At 73.0% G+C, this 17,338-nt stretch carries 7 protein-coding genes; all 7 read right to left on the bottom strand.

The features are described from left to right. Positions 1 to 83: 83 nt before the first annotated feature. Genes EDD30_RS23520 through EDD30_RS23490 form a run of 7 tightly spaced genes read right to left on the bottom strand, consistent with a single transcriptional unit; the run spans position 84 to position 17,305 of the window. The gene (locus EDD30_RS23520; protein WP_244945375.1) at positions 84 to 1,769 is read right to left on the bottom strand and encodes a hypothetical protein; all 1,686 of its coding nucleotides are present in this window, start codon (positions 1,767 to 1,769) and stop codon (positions 84 to 86) included. Between the two features lie 15 nt (positions 1,770 to 1,784). Next, positions 1,785 to 3,377, bottom strand: a complete 1,593-nt coding sequence (locus EDD30_RS23515; RefSeq protein WP_143162546.1) for a hypothetical protein — start codon at positions 3,375 to 3,377, stop codon at positions 1,785 to 1,787. A 14-nt stretch (positions 3,378 to 3,391) separates the two neighbouring features. Next, positions 3,392 to 4,333, bottom strand: coding sequence for a sulfotransferase family protein (locus tag EDD30_RS23510; RefSeq protein ID WP_071803187.1), 942 nt, complete (start codon positions 4,331 to 4,333; stop codon positions 3,392 to 3,394). Positions 4,334 to 4,341: 8 nt separating this feature from the next. Next, positions 4,342 to 5,112 carry an alpha/beta fold hydrolase gene (locus EDD30_RS23505; RefSeq protein WP_071803186.1) on the bottom strand — a complete coding sequence of 257 codons (771 nt, stop codon included), beginning with the start codon at positions 5,110 to 5,112 and terminating at the stop codon, positions 4,342 to 4,344. Further along, positions 5,109 to 5,405: an acyl carrier protein gene (locus tag EDD30_RS23500; RefSeq protein ID WP_071803185.1), complete on the bottom strand. Its 297-nt coding sequence runs from the start codon at positions 5,403 to 5,405 to the stop codon at positions 5,109 to 5,111. Before EDD30_RS23500 ends, EDD30_RS23505 begins: the two co-directional genes overlap by 4 nt. Before the next feature lie 11 nt (positions 5,406 to 5,416). Then, positions 5,417 to 10,114 carry a type I polyketide synthase gene (locus EDD30_RS23495; protein ID WP_071803183.1) on the bottom strand — a complete coding sequence of 1,566 codons (4,698 nt, stop codon included), beginning with the start codon at positions 10,112 to 10,114 and terminating at the stop codon, positions 5,417 to 5,419. Between the two features lie 6 nt (positions 10,115 to 10,120). Then, on the bottom strand, positions 10,121 to 17,305 hold the full coding sequence (locus tag EDD30_RS23490) for a type I polyketide synthase (RefSeq protein WP_123678477.1): 7,185 nt from the start codon (positions 17,303 to 17,305) through the stop codon (positions 10,121 to 10,123). Between the last annotated feature and the right edge of the window lie 33 nt (positions 17,306 to 17,338).

Raw genomic sequence — 17,338 nt, 5'->3', positions numbered from 1 at the left:
CGCGGCGGTCCGCGGGGGCGCAGAAGAGCTGGTGAGTGGACGGGCGGCGTCGTGGGATGCACCGCCCGTCCACGCTTGCGGTGTTACGTGCGGGGCGCGGTGAGCTTGATCAGCTCCCAGCCACCCTCCGGAACGTCGTCGGCCGGGTCGGTCCGCAGGCTCATCGGGTCGGCCATGCCGAGATACAGGTCCGGTCCGTCCGGGATCATGTTTCGGATCCCGTAGTTGAGGTAATTGCCGACGCCCTGGGTGTTGACCGCCCGGGCCTTCTCCGACGCGGACGGGAAGACCCACAGGTCGCCGCCGTACACGGAGGGGTCGATCGGCGGCGGCGCCACGTCGCGGACCCGGACGCCGGGGTTCTCGGCGGCGATGTGCTGGACGATGTAGCTCCAGTCCATCGTTCCCACATAGAGCCGTCCCCCGGCCACGGCCATCCGCCAGGTGTAGTTGTTGAAGGGGTTGTCGAAGCCGGACTTGCCGTAGAGCGGGGTCCAGCCGGTGGGCACCGAAATCCAGGCCGCGGTCGCCGGGTCGTACGCGGGAAGCGCTGTCGCCCCGTAGAGCAGTTCGATCTTCTGGGTCGGCAGGCCCAGATCCCTGCCGCGCCAGATGCTGATGGCCCGCTGGGTGTTCGCCACCTGGGCCTGCTTGGCCTCCTCGGTGGCCTGCGGGTAGACCTGCTGGTGCACCTTGGTCGACTTCAGCGGCACGTGCATCGTGCCCCAGTAGAGATAGCCGCCGTACGAGGCGATCCCGCCCCCGCCGTAGGTCGCGGCGACGACCCGGTCGGTCTCGTACTGGCGCACGTGCCAGGCCTGCTTCCAGCCCGCCGCGTCCTCGGCGTTGAGGCCCGGAGCGCCGCCGGCGAGCGCCGGGCTGAGCCAGACGCCGGCGAGCTGGGCGGGCGAGGTGGGCTGGTTGGCCGGCCAGCTCGTCGCCGCGACCCGACCGTCGTGGTAGGCGAGGTCGGCCGCCTGCACCGGCAGGTTCGCCACGATCTCGAAGGCGAACGGGTTGGCCAGGTCGCCGGTCCAGCGCAGCACGCCGCCACCCGAGCCGCCGTTGGCGCCGATGCCGACGCCGAGGTACAGCGCCTTCTCGGCGACCAGGAACGTGCGGATGTTGCCGTACTGCGGCAGGTTGACCGAGCCGAGGAAGCGCCTGGTCCGGGCGTCGAAGGCGAACAGGTTGAGCGAGTCGTTGAGCGCCGGGCCGCCGAGCAGCACGACACCGTCGAGGTTCCCGGCGGCGCGCAGGCCGATGGTGGTGCGCAGCCGCTCCGCGTCTCCGGTGCTCTTCGCCCGGATCTCCGCGCTCTTGTTCACCTTCCGCTTCGTGTACGCGTTGTAGAGCCACACCTCCGGGGCGCGCTGGTCGCCGATCTCCGCCGGCCAGTCCGGGTCGTTCGCGACGATCTGGCTCTCGCCGTACTCGCAGACGTAGTCCTCGTTGACCACCGGGTTGACGCTGTCCAGCGTGGCGCCGCTGACCAGACAGTTGACGTTGGCGCCGGTGCCGAACCAGATGTCGGCGCCGACCCGGGTGAGGCCCCACACGTACGCCTGACTGACCTTGGCCTGCCCCTCGGCGCACGGCGGCCCCGGCGGATAGGGGTTGCCGATGCCGTGGAAGCACTCGTCGGGTGCCGCCTTGGCCAGCAACTTGAACGTGTAGGTGTCGTCGGCGGCGGCCGGAGTCGCCGGGGCGGTCAGAGCAAGGAGGACGACAGCGGCGGCGGTGCCGAGTCTGCGCAGTGGTGCTCTCACGAGACGGGGGTCCTCTCAGGACACGGTTCTGTCGAGCCGGATGAGCTCCCAGCCGCCCTCGGGGACGGAGTCGGCCGGGTCGGTACGCAGGTTCATCGGATTGGCCAGGCCGAGGTACAGGTCGTCACCGTCGGCGGCCATGGTGCGGATGCCGTAGTTGAGATGGTTGCCGAGCCCGCTCACGTTCACCGGCTGGGCGGGCGAATCGGCGGAGGGGAAGGTCCACAGGTCGGCGCCCCAGCCGGCGGGGTCGGTCGGTGGGGCGGTGTCGGACAGCAGGTGGACCAGATAGCTCCAGTCCATCGTCGCCACGTAGAGCCGGTCCCCGGCGACGGTCATGCGCCAGGTGTAGTTGTTGAAGGTGTTGCCGAAGCCGGACTTGCCGTACCGCGCGGTCCAGCCGGTCGGCACGGGCGCCCAGGCCCCGCCGGTCGGCTGGTACACGGGCAGCACGGACTCGCCGTAGAGCAGCTCGATCTGCTGCTCGGGAGTGCCAAGGTCGCGGCCCCGCCAGATGGTCGCGGCGCGCTGGGTATACCGGATCTGAGCGTTCCTGGTCTCCTCGGTGGGCTGCGGATACGCCGCCTGGTGCGCCTTGGTCGCCTTCAGCGGGACGTGCATGCTGCCCCAGTAGAGCCAGCCGCCGTAGGCCGCTACCCCGCCGACGCCGTACGTGGTGGTGGTGAGCGGATCCTTCTCGTAGGACCCGGCCTGCCACACCTGGGTCCACCCGGCGCCGTCGAGCGGCAGGGGCGGGCTGCGCCACACGCCGGCGATCTGCGCGTCCGTCGTGGGCCTGGCGGTGGACCAGGTCGTCGCGTAGAGCCGGCCGTCGGCGTACGCGAGGTCGGCCGCCTGCGCGGGCAGCGTCGCCACCCGGTCGAAGAGGAACGGCGCGATCCGGTTGCCACGCCAGCGCAGCACCGCACCGCCGAGGCCGCCGTCCGGCCCGATGCCGGCGCCGAGATAGAGGTCGCCCGCCGCGGCGAGGAACGTACGGGCGTTGCCGTACCGGGCGAGCGTGCGCGAACCGAGGAAGCGCTTGGTGACCGCGTCGAAGGCGAAGACGTTGAGCGTGCTGGTCAGCGACGGCCCGGCGAAGAGCACCACGCCGCCGGCGTTGCCGGCCGCGCGCATGCCGAGCGTGCTGCGCAGGCGGCGGGCGTCGGCGTCGGAGGCCATCACCTCAGCGGTCCGATTCGTCAGGACGCCGGCGTCGTACAGCCAGATCTGCGGCACCCGGATGTCGCCCAACGCGTCCGGCACGGTCGGGTGCTCCTTGGCGACCTGGCTCTCGGCGAACTCACAGACGTAGTCGTCGTTGACCACGGGGTCCGCATCCGCGAGGCCGGAGCCGCTGGTGAGGCAGTGCGTGTTGGCGCCGGTGCCGAACCAGACCTGGCGGCCGACGCGGGTCATGCCCCACACGTACGACTGGTTCACCTTGGCCTGGCCCCGGGCGCACGGCGGCCCGGGCGGATAAGGCTGCCCGATGCCGGCGAAACACTCGTCGGGCGCCGCCTTGCCGAGCAGCCGGTGGGCGTACGTGTCCGCGGCCGCCGCCGGTGCGACCGCGGCACTCGCGCCGAGCAGGACCGCAGCGGTCAACCCGGCCAGGCTGTTCATGCCGGAACTGCCACGGGTTCAGGCTTGCGGACACGGTGGGCCACCGACGCGGCCCAACCGCCCGGGTCGGCGAAACCCAGGAACGTGCCCAGCGCGGTGAGCTGACCCACCGGGTCCGCGACCAGGTCCTCGTACGCCATCGTGTGCAGGTGGGCGGGCGGGTGGTCGGCGAGCGCCTGCTCGGCCTGGCTGCTCATGAACGCGCACAGGCCGATGAACCGCTTCGGGTCCTTGCCCCGCTCCTGCAGGAACTCGGCGGTGAGCCGGTCCGGCAGGTACGCCCGCACCTCGTCGGGCACGTCGTCGCCCGGGTCGGCGGTGAGCGGGTCGACGCCGTACCGTCCGACCGCCTCGACCCGGAGCTGGACGAGCTGGAACGACGAGTGCCGGCTCATCGACTTCGCGGTGGCCGCCCAGTCCCGGGTCAGGTACACGATTCTGGCGCTGGGGAAGTTCTCCAGCAGCGACGTCGTGACCTGGCTGCTGCCGCCGGACCGCTCCACCCAGCGCTTCTTGCCGGTCAGCTCGGTGAGCAGGTCGAGGAACGCCTGGTGATGCGCGCCCACGCTCTGCGTAGGGAATGCCTCCACCCGCGGGGCGAGGCGGTCGAAGAGCGCGTCCGGGTCGTCGGTCAGCTTGGCCAGGGTGATGGCCAGGATGCGGGGCAGGTTCACGAGATCGTCGTTGAAGCGGCCGGAGGCCGGGTAGCGGACCTCCTTCGGCGGCACGCCGATCCGGAACAGGACCGACAGCTCCTCCTTGGGACCGCTGAGCACCCGCCAGTACTCCGGACCCGTGATGATCTCGGTGCTCCGGTTCCACGGCGCGACCGACATGAAGAACTCCTGGACCGAACAGGTCTCCTGCTCCTCGACGATCAGGTCGGAGAGCAGGGTCGAACCACAGCGGCCGTTGCTGATGATGATGGCGCGGTCCATGGGATCTCCTAATGCACGCAGGTGGCGAGCCAGGGCAGCACCTCGGCGCGGACCTGGTCGGGTGCCTTGATGAGCAGGGTGTGCTTCTGGCCGGCGACGACGACGTGCTTCGACTGCGGCACCAGGCGCTCGGTCTGGCCGGCGAGCTCCTTGACCGCCGAGTCGCCGCCGTACAGGCACAGGACCGGGCAGGTGATCGCCGTGAACGCGGCCGGATCGGGCAGGGTGCTGGCCGGCAGTTCCTCGCCGATGTCCGTGTCGGCGAGCAGGGCGGAGGCGTCGCGCAGCCGCCGGGCGAGCAGCGGGCGGCTGCCGGCCACCGCCTCCGCGTCCGCCAGGGTCTCGGCGGCCCGGGCCAGCCGGCGGGCCATCCGGGCGAACCAGGTGGAGGTCGGCGGGGCGGACTCGATCGTGACGATGCCGGCCACCGCGTCCGGATGGCGTGCCGCATACGCGAAGGCGACCGTGCCCCCGAACGAGTTGCCGAACAGATGGACCGGACCGTCGGGGGCCCAGTGCGCGATCAGCGCCTCCAGGTCGCCGACGAAGTCTTCCAGCCGGTAGCCGGTCGCCGGCCGGGCGCTGTGGCCGTGCCCGCGCAGGTCGTAGAGCAGAACCCGCATCCCCGCCTCGGCGAGTGGGTGGGCCATCGTCAGGAACCAGCTCGCCATGCTGTCCGACGTCATGCCGTGGATGAGCACCGCCGTGCCCCGGTGATCACCGATGGGCGCCACTTCCTCCACGTGGAGGTCGACCCCGTTGGCGCGGATCATGCTCATGAACGGGACGGCGCCTTCGCGAGCGAATCCACGATGTAGTCGACGAGCTCGCCGACCTTGAGCTGACCCACCGACTGCACGTCGAGGCCGGAGACGAAGAGCGCGAAGTTGACCGAGGTGCCGTACCGGGCCTGGAGGCGGCCCGCGAGCGACACCACGTCGATGCTCTCCATGCCGAGGTCGTCGCTGAAGGTGGTGTCCATGGTGATCTCGGCGTCGTCGCCGAAGTCACCCAGGACGGAACGCAGCATCGAGGAGACGTCGGCGAGAACGGCAGTCTGATCCGTGGGCATGGCGGTGCTCCTTAGTGGTCTTCGGTACTGGTCCAGGCGACGACGTAGCGTCGCGGCGGAAGCTCCGGCGGATTCTCGATCTCCTGCCAGGCGACCCGGAGGACCCGGTCGCCGACGGACACGGTGCCGTCGGCGAGGGAGACCACGAACCGGCGGGGCGCGCCGTCGAGCCCCGTGCCGAGCGCCTTGCCGGCGGCTTCCTTGGCCGCCCACAGCCGCGCGAAGCTGCGGTCGTCCGTGAGCTGGGCACGCTCACTTTCGGTGAGCGCGTATCGGTAGGTGCTCTCCTCCCGCGGCGCGATCTCGACCACGTCGATGCCGACCGCAGCGCCCGCCGGACCTGCGATGGCGACCCCGGCCTCGGCGGTGTGCGCGATCGACACGGCGCAGTCCTGGTAGCCCCGGCCCGGCCGCAGCTCGACGTAGGGCTTCCCGCTCGGCTCGTTGCGCACGGTCAGCTCGATCGGATACACGTCCGTGTGCCCGGCGTCCCACTGCCGGAAGCGCACAGCGTCCTTCGCCGCGATCCGGCCCAGCATCCACTGGTTGCGCTTGGCGCCGGGCATGCGCTCGTACTCGACCGCGGCCTCCCCGCCGAGGATGCCGCGCGCGGCCATGCCGCGGGTGACCAGGTCCGTCCACGCGTCGAAGACCACGGTCCAGCCGCCGGGCTGGCGGTGCGACATCGGGTACTTCTCCGGGAACCGCTCGCAGGCCCGGGCGGTCGGATGGCTGTCGAAGCGCCGGTCGGTCGCCCCGTCGATCTGCGCCCACACCCGGCCGTTCACCGACAGTTGCGTGTCGGCTATCAGCTCACCGTCGGTGATGGACCGGACCCGGGCCACGCAGTCGAGGGCGGTGCCGGGCGCGGGCGGCGGGCCGTGGAACTTGACGTGACGCAACCCCACCGGCAGGGCCACCGTCCGGAACGGCTGGGTCGTGATGAGCCAGTTGCCGATGAGCTGCAGCGCGTTGTCCAGCAGGGCGCCGGGCGGCGTCGGCGCGGTGACGATGCCGCGCACGTGCATGTCACCGAGGGCGTGCACGGCCGTGACGCCCTGGAAGAGCGGGCCGTGGAACATGAGGCGTTCGGCGTACATCTCCTCGGCGCTGGTCGTGGGCGGGAACTCCGTCGCCGGATCCTGCGTCCACGGCCGCGCCGCCGGCTCCGGATAGGTCGCCGCCATCTCGATCGTGGAGCGCGCGTAGCCGCCGAAGATCACGGTGAACAGGCCGGGACCGGCCCGCCGGACCGTGATCTCGACCTGCTGCGGCGGCGCCGCGATCAGCCACCGGTTGAACTTCGCGTCCCGCACCGCGACCGCCTTCAGCCCGGGCGCGGCCCGCTCGGCGGCATCCATCATGTGCTGCACCACGGTCGTCGCGGGCACCACCGGCCACCGGTCCTCGACGCGCGGCCAGTCGTCGGGCTGCACGAAGAAGCAATGGTCACGCAGGTAGGGCATGTTCTCGATGGAGACGTCAAGGGTCGTCCTGAGGAGGACTTCCGCTTCGTTTCTCGGTCCGGCTGTGGGGGTGGTTTCCTTTTCCGGTCCGACTGCGGGGGTGGTTGCTCCCTTTTCATGTACGGCTACCGGCTCGCGTGACACCGTCGATCCGTGCCCAGCGGTTACCGGCGGTGGTGCCGCCGCCGGACGCGCCGCCTGCGGCGGCGCGGGTCGCTGCTGCGGGATCACCGGACGCTGCGGGGCCGGTGCCGGTGTCTGTCGCGGGATGACCGGCCGGCCGGCCGGTGGAGCCGCCGCGGCGTTCATCACCGTCACCGCGTCGCTCGCGGTCTCCTGGAGCAGGGCCGCGAGCTCCGCGGCGGCCTTGGACGTGCCGGCCATCCTGCTCAACGCGGACAGCGCCGCGCTGTGGGCTTCCACTTGTGCCTGCACCTGTGGCTGCGGCTGACTCGGTGCCTGCGGCTGACTTGGCGGCTGACTTGGCGCCAGCGGCTGAACCTGTGCCTGCGGCTGTGGTGCTTTCGCCGTCGGCTTCGTCTGTGGACTTCCTCCCGTGCTCACGCCGAGGAGTTGGTCGGCGCCGTCGCCCAGCTTGACCAACGGACCACCGAGGTTGAGGCGGACGGCCGGGCCCTTGCGGGCCGACGGCTCGGCGACCGTGTTGACCTTGGGGGCCGCGTGCAGGACCGGGGCGGGATCGAGAACCGCCAGGTCCGGGTCGCCGCCGTCGGCCCACAGGGCCGTCGCCACCCGGCGGAGCTGGGCCAGGCCGTTGCGGCGGGAGACGTTGACCGGCATCGCCAGGTGTTCGCGGTCGCGCAGGTTGTCGTCGATCAGCGAGGCGAGCTGGCCGGCGCCCATCTGCAGGAAGACGCGGATGCCGTCGGCGTACATGGCGTCGACGGTGCGGCGGAACCAGACCGGCTCGATCATGTGCCGGATGAAGAGCTGGTTGACCTCGTCGGGGTCGGAGGGGAACGGCGCCGAGATGGTGCCGGACCAGACCGGCACCTCCGTCGGGTGCACCTCCCAGCGGCCCAGCGCGGCGCCGATGGCCTGCAGCCCCTCGGCGAAGACGGGCGTGTGGAACGCCGAGCGGAACGGCAGGAGCTGGCACAGGATGGTACGGGCCCGCAGGTCGTCCACGAGGCGCTGCACCTGCTCGCGCGGCCCGTTGACGACGCACTGGTTGGGCGCGTTGTCGTGGGACAGCACCACGCCCGGATACCCGTCCAGCAGCGGGGTCACGGTCTCCATGGGCGCGCTGATCGCCGCGAACGCGTACCCGGAGACCTCGACGCTGTCCGCGTCGAAGAGGCCGAGGAACGCGTCGACGCCCTGGGTGCTCATCTGCCCGGTGACCGCGGCGGCCGTCCACTCGCCGATGCTGTGCCCGGCGACCGCGTCCGGCCGTACGCCCATCCGGCGGAGGGCCACGTCGAGCAGCTTGCCGACCTCGACCAGGCCGGTGCCGTGCTGGCCCAGGTCCGCGGCCGTCCACTCGCGGTGCGGCAGCCCGAAGTGCGCGGCGATGTCCGCCGTCCGCGGCGCGAACTCCGCCTCGACGCCCGGGAAGACGAAGGCGAGCTTGCCGCCGCCGGGGCCGAGCAGGGGCCGGGGCGTGAACCAGATGTCCCGCCCGCCCCGCCACGGTTCGCCCCGGGCGACCATCTTGCGGGCGATGCCGAGCCGCTGGTCCGTGGGGTCGACGATGCCGAGCCGCACCGGCCCGCCCGTGAGCGAGCGCGGCAGTTCCCGGACGTCGTCGCGCTCCAGCAGGGCGGCCATCTCGCCGGTCGTGGCGGCGGACAGCCACACGATGCGCTCCGGCTCGGCGACGGCCACGGGTCCCGCCGAGGCGTACTGCTCGACGATGACGTGCGCGTTGATGCCGCCGAAGCCGAACGCGTTGACCCCGGCCCGGCGCGGCCCGGCGCTCTGCCAGGGCTGGGCGGAGGAGATCGGCTGGAACCGGGTCTTAGCCATCTCCGCGCGCGGCTTGGTGACGTTGAGGGTGGGCGGCAGTACGCCGTGGTAGACGGCGAGCGTGGCCTTGATCAGGCCGGCGGCCCCGGCCGCGGGCATCGCGTGGCCGATCATCGACTTCACCGAGCCGATCACCGGCCGCTCGCCGCCGGTGTGCGGGCCGAACACCTCGGCCACGGTGGTCAGCTCGGCCGCGTCCCCGGTCGGGGTGGCCGTGCCGTGCGCCTCCAGCAGGCCCAGCGCATCCGGCGCGGCCGGGTCGAGCCCGGCCATCTCCCAGGCGCGCCGGATCGCCAGCGACTGACCGGAGCTCGCCGGGTTGAACATGCTCGCCGAGCGGCCGTCGCTGGAGGTGCCGCTGCCGCGGATGACCGCGTACACGCGGTCGCCGTCGCGTTCGGCATCGGCCAGGCGCTTGAGCACGACCATGCCGGTGCCCTCGCCGATCAGGACGCCGTCGGCCTCGGCGTCGAAGGGCCGGATGTCGCCCTTGCGGCTCAGCGCCTGGAGCTGGCTGAACACCGACCAGAAGCTGATGTCGTGCACGTGATGCACGCCGCCGGCCAGCACGGCGTCCAGCCGGCCCTGCGCCAGCTCGGTCATGCCCTGGTCGACCGCGATCAGAGACGACGCGCACGCCGCGTCGATCGTGTACGCCGGCCCGCGCAGGTTGAGCCGGTTCGCCACGCGGGACGCCGCGAGGTTGGGCACCAGCCCGATCGTGCCCTCCGGCTGATGCTTGCCGAGCCGTTCGTCGATGCGGTCCCGCAGCATGTCGAGGCGATCCTCGCCGAGGTCCGGCAGGAGTTCCCGCAGCAGGCTGACGACCTGGCTGGCCATGCGCACCCGGTTGGCGTAGCGGGACGCGGCCGGGTTGAGCAGACCGCCGCGGCCCAGGATCACGCCGATCCGGTCGGCGTCCGGCATCCGGTCCGCGCCGCCCGCGTCCGCGATGGCCGCCGCGGCGACCTCGAGCGCGATGAGCTGGTCCGGCTCGATGTCGCCGACCGAGTTCGGCATGATGCCGAACTTCAGCGGCTCGAACACCGCCTGGTCGTCGAGGAAACCGCCGCGCCGGGTGTAGAGCCGGTCCGGCCGGTGCGCGTTGTCCGGGTCGTAGAACAGCGCGTCGAAGCGGTCCTCGGGGACGTCGGAGATCATGTCCTTGCCGTTGACCAGGTTCTGCCAGTACTGCTCCAGGGTGGCGGCGCCGGGGAAGATCGCCGCCATCCCCACGATGGCGATCTGCTCCATGCCGGCCTACCAGCCCGACGCGGTGAGGACGACCGAGGTCTGCGCCGGATCCCCGAAGGCCAGCTCCCGCAGCAGGCTGAGCGCGCCCTCCTCCGGGTCGATCAGGCCGATGCCGCGGCGGGCGTACTCGGCGGTCAGCTCGGGCGTGACCATGCCGCCGTGCGCGCCGACCGGGGCCCACGGTCCCCAGTGCACGGTCAGCGCGCGGTGGCCGGTGACCTGCGACCAGCGGGTGCCCATCGCGTCGAGCGCGTCGTTGGCGGCCGCGTAGTCGCTCTGGCCGCGGTTTCCGTACGCGGCGGCGATGCTGCCGAACATGACCACGAACCGGGGCGCGGCGCCGCAGCCGTCCAGGGCGTCGAGCACCGACCGGGCGCCGTCGACCTTGGTGCGGAACACCCGCTCGAAGGAGGCCGGGTCCTTGTCGCCGATGAGCTTGTCCTCGATGATCCCGGCCGCGTAGACCAGGCCGTCGATGCGCCCGTATTCGTCGTGGATCCGCTTGACCAGCCGGCGGGTCGCCTCGTCGTCGCGGACGTCCAGCGAGTGGTAGCGCACGTGGGCGCCGAGCTCGGTCAGCTCCGCGACGGTGGCGTTGACCTCGCGGGCGGCCAGGATCGCGGACGCGGCGCGGTCGATGTCGGCGGGCGAACGCATGCCGCGACGCGCCAGTGCCGAGCGCAGCGCCGCCTTGTCACCGGCGGCCGCCAGCTCCGGATCCTCGTCGGTCTGCGGCAGCGGCGTACGCCCGACCAGCTCGATCCGGCACCGTGAGGCGGCGGCGACCGTCCGGGCGAACCAGGGCGTGATCCCCCGCGCGCCGCCGATGAGCACCACGACCGAGTCGGCGTCGAGCCCGATCGCCCGCGCCTCGGCCGCGCCGTCGCCGGCCGGCCCGGCTCCCCCGTCGGCCAGCACTCCCAATCCGGCCTCGGTGAGCTGCCCGACGTGCCGCCCGTCGGCCCGGCGATAGACGACCGGGGCGGGGGCCGCCTCGTGCAGTTCCTCGACGAGGCCCTGGGCGACCTCGTCGGCGGATGCCGCGGCGCTCACCTCGACGTAGCGGGCGACGGTCTCCGGGTACTCCCGGGCGATCGTGCGGAACAGGCCGGTCAGTCCGTCGGTCCGCGCGGTGCCCGCCTCCGGGCCGGCGGCGATGAGCCAGCGCGGCCCGGCGGACAGCGCCCGCTTGAGGAAGCCGAACGCGTCCGGCAGCAGCGGGCCGCCGTCGGCAGTCAGGCCGTCGAGCAGCACGATCCCGTCGAGGCCGGCCGGGTCGTCGGCGGTCGAGCCGCTCACGCCGCTCGCACCGGCGTCGGCGAGAAGCTCGGCGAGCCGGACGCCGGTCGCGGCCCCGCCGGTGATCAGGAAGCGGGCGCCCGCGATATCGGTGCCGGCGGCGTCGCCGGGCACGGCGGGCTCGAGGGTGGCGATCAGCCGCTGCGGCGCGATGCCCACCCGGGCCGGCGCCTCGATCTCGGCGACGGGCTCGGCGACGGGGGTGGTGACGGGGGTGGTGACGGGGGCGGCCACCGCCGGGGCCGGCGCGGCCGGCGCGTTGATCTTCGCGTCGAGCCAGCTCACCATGGCCCGTACGGTGCGGGCCTTGACCAGATCCTCCAGCTCGGACTCGTCACCCTCGACGGTCAGCCCCAGCTTGTTCGCCACCTCGCCGGCCACCTCGGCCCGCTTGATCGAGTCGACGCTCAGATCCGCCTCCAGATCCAGGTCGAGCTCGATCAGCTCCTCCGGGTAACCCGTCCGCTCACTGATCACCGCCAGCACGGCACCCTGCACGTCCATCGCCGGTAGGGCGACCGCGGCCGGCGCGGCGGACACGGCGACCGTGGTGGAGACGGCGAAGGTCGCGGCGGCCGGCGACGCGTTGATGCGGGCGTCGAGCCAGCTCACCATGGCCCGTACGGTGCGGGCCTTGACCAGATCCTCCAGCTCGGACTCGTCACCCTCGACGGTCAGCCCCAGCTTGTTCGCCACCTCGCCGGCCACCTCGGCCCGCTTGATCGAGTCGACGCTCAGATCCGCCTCCAGATCCAGGTCGAGCTCGATCAGCTCCTCCGGGTAACCCGTCCGCTCACTGATCACCGCCAGCACGGCACCCTGCACGTCCAGGCCGGAGTGCGACGGCTCCGGGGCGAGCAGGGCCTCCGTCTCGGCGACCGTCGGGTAGTGCACGGCGACCGTCGTCGCGGGCGCGGGCGAGACCGGAGCGACCATCGCGGCCGACATCGACGGCGCCGCCAGCGGCGCCGCCGCCAGGGCCGGCGCCGCCTCGGCGGGCTGCCACACCAGACGCCCGCCGCTGCTCTCGCCCAGGTACGCCAGCAGGACGTCGCGCTGGGTCGCGATCAGGTCCCGGCTCGTCCGTAGGAACTCGCTGACGAGCTCGCTGCGGTTGTCGCGGGCACCGTCGGGGCCCTGCACTGCGGTCATCGTGAACTCCTCGATCTCGATGCGCCGGGCGGGAGTCATCCCGCCGGGCAGGCACTGTCCGGTGCGGTCCCGTACGGCCTGGCCGTCGACGGTCCAGGTGGGACGGTTGGCCGCCGGCGCCGCGGGACCGGAGGTGTCCCGGCCGGCGAAGAGCCAGCCGGTCTGCACCGGAACCCCGGCGCAGGCCAGCTCGGCGGCGGCGGTGAGCAGGGCGCGCAGCCCCTGGCCCGGACGGCCGTCGACGGTGACGACCAGGTGCGGGCGGTCGCCGAGCACGGCGGCGACCAGTTTGGCGAGGACCTGGCCGGGGCCGGCCTCGACGAAGACGCGGGCGCCGGCGGCGTACATCGCCTCGACCTGCTCGACGAAGCGGACCGGCGCGCCGATCTGCGCGGCGAGCCCCGCGCGGACCGCGCCGGCGTCCGCCGGGTACGGCGCGGCGCTGTGGTTCGACCAGACCGGCAGGGTGGGCGCGGTGATCTCCCGCGTGGCGAGCACGTCGGCGAAGGCGACGGCACCCTGCGCCACGACCGGGCTGTGGAAGGCGGCGGCCACCGGGATGGCCCGGGCGCGCAGCTTGGCCTCCTTGAGCGCGGCCGTCGCGCGGGCAACCGCCTCGGTCGGGCCGGAGATGACGACCTGGGTAGGCGCGTTGTGGTTGGCCAACACCACCTCGCCGTCCAGCCCGGCGGCGGCCAGCGCGGCCGTGACCTGCTCGGCGGTGCCGCTGACCGCGGCCATCGTCCCCGGGTCGTCGCCCGCGGCCGCGAGGATGGCCGCGGCCCGCTCCCGGCTCAGGTCGAGCAGCGTGGCCGGGTCGAAGGCGCCCGCGGTGCTGAGGGCGACCAGCTCGCCGTAGCTGTGCCCGCCGGCCATGTCCGGACGTACGCCGAGACGGCGCAGGACGTGGTCGACGGCGAGGCCGCCGATGCCGAGGACCGGCTGGGCGACGCGGGTGTCGCGTACCCGGTCGGCCTGGGCCTGCTCGGCCTCCTCCCCGAACGCGGTCGGGGGGAAGAGCAGGTCGGCCCATTCCCGGCCCAGCTCGAGGTATTCGCGCAGCTCCGGGAAGGCGACGAACAGGTCGGACAGGGCACCGGGCTTCTGGCTGCCCTGCCCGGGGAACAGGAAGGCGACCTTGCCCGGCTCGGTGCTCGCCGGCGGCTGGATCAGGCCCTTGCGCGGGTCGTGGTCCCCGTCGAGGGCGCGGCGCAGCAGGACGGCCAGGTCGTCGACGTCGGACGCGACCACCGCGATGCGCACCGGGCCGGTGCGCGGGTCAGACTCCCGCGCCGCGGTGGCGGCCAGCTCACGCAGGCTTACGCCCTTGTCGCCGGCGGACAGCTTGTCGAGCAGTTTGGTGACGCCGCGCCGGGCGGCTTCCACCGTGGTGCCGCGGAACATGAACAGCTCGGCGGGCCACTCCTGGCGGGTGTGCCGCGGGTCCGCGGTGGGCGGATGGGCGCCGAGCACCACGTGGAAGTTGGTGCCGCCGAAGCCGAACGCGCTGACCCCGGCGATCCGCTCGGCGGCGGGCGCCGCCCAGGGCCGGGTCTCGGTGTGGAACGCGAACGGGCTGGTGTCGGGGTTCCAGGCCGGGTTGGGGCGGGTCAGCCCGATCGTCGGCGGCTTCACGCCGGTGTGCAGGGCGAGCGCGGCCTTGATGACGCCGGCCATGCCCGCCGCGCACTTGGTGTGGCCGATCTGCGACTTGACCGAGCCCAGCACCGAGGTGCCGGGGCGCGCTCCCGACTCGGTGAAGAGCCGGGTCAGCGTCTCCAGCTCGGTACGGTCACCGACGACCGTGCCGGTCCCGTGCGCCTCGACCAGGCCCACCTCGCTCGGGGAGATGCCCGCGCCGCCGTACGCCCGGTCGAGCGCCCGGCGCTGGCCCTCGGCGCGCGGCGCGGTCAGGCCCAGGGCGCGTCCGTCGCTGGCGCCACCGAGGCCCTTGATCACGGCGTACACCCGGTCGCCGTCGCGCTCGGCGTCGGCGAGCCGCTTGAGCACCACGGCGGCGACGCCCTCACCCAGCGCGATGCCGTCGCCGGTGCTGTCGAAGGTGCGGCACCGGCCGGTCGGCGAGAGCGCGTGCGCCGAGGTGAACATCAGGTAGTCGTTGATGCCATTGTGCAGGTCGGCGCCGCCGCAGATCATCAGGTCGCTGTCGCCGGCGATCAGCTCCTTGCAGGCGGCGTCCATGGCGGCCAGCGACGAGGCGCAGGCGGCGTCCACGGTGTAGTTGGGGCCGCCGAGGTCGAGGCGGTTGGCGACCCGGCCGGCGATGACGTTGGCGAGCACACCGGGGAACGTGTCCTCGGTGACCGTCGGCAGCAGGTCCTCGAGCTGCTCCGGGAGCTCGCCTAGGTATCCGGGCAGCAGGGTGCGCAACGTCTGCGTCTGACTCATGTCGCTGCCCGCCTCGGCGCCGAACACCACGCCGGTGCGGCCGTGGTCGAAGCCGGAGTCGTACGCATACCCGGCGTCGAACAACGCCCGGTGCGAGATCTCCAGGGCGAGGAGCTGAGTGGGGTCGATGCTGGCCAGCGCGGCGGGCGGGATGCCGTACTTGATCGCGTCGAACGGCACCGGGTCGATGAAGCCGCCCCACTTGGAGACGGTGATCCGGCCGGTCTGCCCGGGCCCGACCTCCGGCGCGTAGTAGGTGTCGACGTCCCAGCGGTCCGCCGGCACCTCGCCGACCTTGTCGGCGCCGCTGATCACGGTCTCCCAGAAGGAGGCCAGGTCGGGCGATCCGGGGAAGACACAGGCCATGCCGACGATGGCGATGTCCAGCGGGTCGGCGACCTCCGGCTCCAGCACCGGGTCCAGCCCGAGGTCGACGCGCAGGGCGGCGACCCGGTCGGCGTGCCCGGCCGCGGCAGCCGTGGTGACCTGGTCGTGCAGGCCGGCGATGGTGGTGGCGGCGTCGCGCAGGACCGCGACCTGCCCGGCCATGAACAGGCCCTCCGCCGCCTGGGTGGCCTCGTCGACCGGCACGAGCCGGTCGCCGTCGCGGGTGATCCCCTTGCTGGCGATGCGCAGCCGGCCGACGTTGAGCATCTCGAGCTGCTCCCAGACGACGCGGTTCTCCACGCCGGCTCCCTCGAGCTGCTCGCGCAGGCTGTGGAAGTCGTCCACGAAGCCGGACTGCAGGCACCGGGTCGCGTGGCCGGGAGCGGTCTCCAGCAGCGCCGTCCGCGTCGCCTCGATCGCCTGCTGCTGGAACAGCGGCTGGATCGCGCCGTGGGTGACGGCTTCGGCGGTGAACAGGTACGCCGTACCCATCAGCACGCCGGTCTGGGCGCCGCGACGGGTGAGCGGGCCGGTCATCGCGGCCACCATCGCCGCCGACCGCTCGTCGTGGATGCCGCCGGCGAAGAAGATCTGCAGCTCCGCGGCCGTGCCCTCGGGACGCTCGGCGAGGAACTCCTCGATGACCCCGAGCTGCGCCTCCCAGAGCGGGAAGCTGGCGCGCGGGCCGACGTGCCCGCCGCACTCGGCGCCCTCGAAGATGAACTTGCGGGAGCCGGCCTGCAGGAACTGGCGCAGCAGCCCGGGCGACGGCACGTGCAGGAAGGAGCTGATGCCGTCGGCCTCGAGGCCCTTGGCCTGGGCGGGACGGCCACCGGCGATGATCGCGACCGCGGGACGGATCTCCCGGACGACCTCGATCTGCGCGGCCCGAAGGTGCTCCGGCGCGAAGCCGAGCACGCCGACGCCCCACGGGCGGTCGCCGAGCGCGGCGGCGGTCTCGGTCAGCATCCGCCGGCTCTGCTCGGCGTTGGCCAGGGCCAGGGCGATGAAGGGCAGGGCGCCGCCGTCCGCGACGGCGCGGGCGAAGCCGGCCACGTCGCTCACCCGGGTCATCGGGCCCTGGGCGACGGGAAGGTCGACGCCCAGCGTCCGGGCCAGCGGGGCGCCGGGGCTCAGCGCCTCGCCGGCGTCGGCGTGCTCCAGGGCCTGCAGGATCGAGTCGCGGATGCCGCGTACGGCCGCGGCGGTGTCCGCGTACCGCCGGGCGAAGTCGGCGGCGAGCCAGCCGTCCTGGCCGATGGGCAGCAGCGTGCCGCCGCTCTCGACGCCCCGGATGCCGTCGCGCAGCACCGTTTCAGTACCGTCCATGCGACGAAGCAGCGAAAGGTGTTGATCGGACAATGTGGACTCAGGGAGCAGGCTGAGCTGGGTATCCAACAGGATCCCCGCCGCGCCACCCACGACACAGGCCGCCGCGGTGTGCGGGCCGATGCCGCCGGCCGCCCAGACCGGCAACCCGACGCCGACGAGCTGCTGGAGGAGCACGAAGGAGCTGAGGTCGCCGACGCGCCCCCCGGACTCCATGCCGCGGGCGACCAACCCGTGCGCGCCGGCGGTCACGGCGGCTCGCGCCTCGGCGAGGTCGGTGACCTCGACGTAGACGCGGTAGCGGCCGACCAGGTCGGCGACGTCCCATCCGGCGTCCGCGGCGACGACGACCAGCTCGACGGCGCCACCGGCGACCCGCTCCAGGTCGCCCGCGGTGGCCGCGCAGGCCGCGGTGACTCGCACGCCCAGCCCCTCGCCCACGCGGCGGGCGGTCTGCGCCAGCACGCGCAGGCTCCAGGCATCGCCGCGCCCCAGGTCCAGAACGCCGATTCCACCGGCCCGCGCCGCGGCGGCGACCTGATGCGGGCTCGGCTCCATGCCGACACCCCCGCTGACGGCCAGCACCAGTGAGCTCGTCTGTCGCACTGTCTTCATCGGACTCCCGCCGTGTCGTTTGGAACGGTCGCA

The sequence above is a fragment of the Couchioplanes caeruleus genome, assembly GCF_003751945.1.
Taxonomy (GTDB): Bacteria; Actinomycetota; Actinomycetes; order Mycobacteriales; family Micromonosporaceae; genus Actinoplanes; species Actinoplanes caeruleus.
This window is presented reverse-complemented; position numbering and strand designations above follow the sequence as displayed.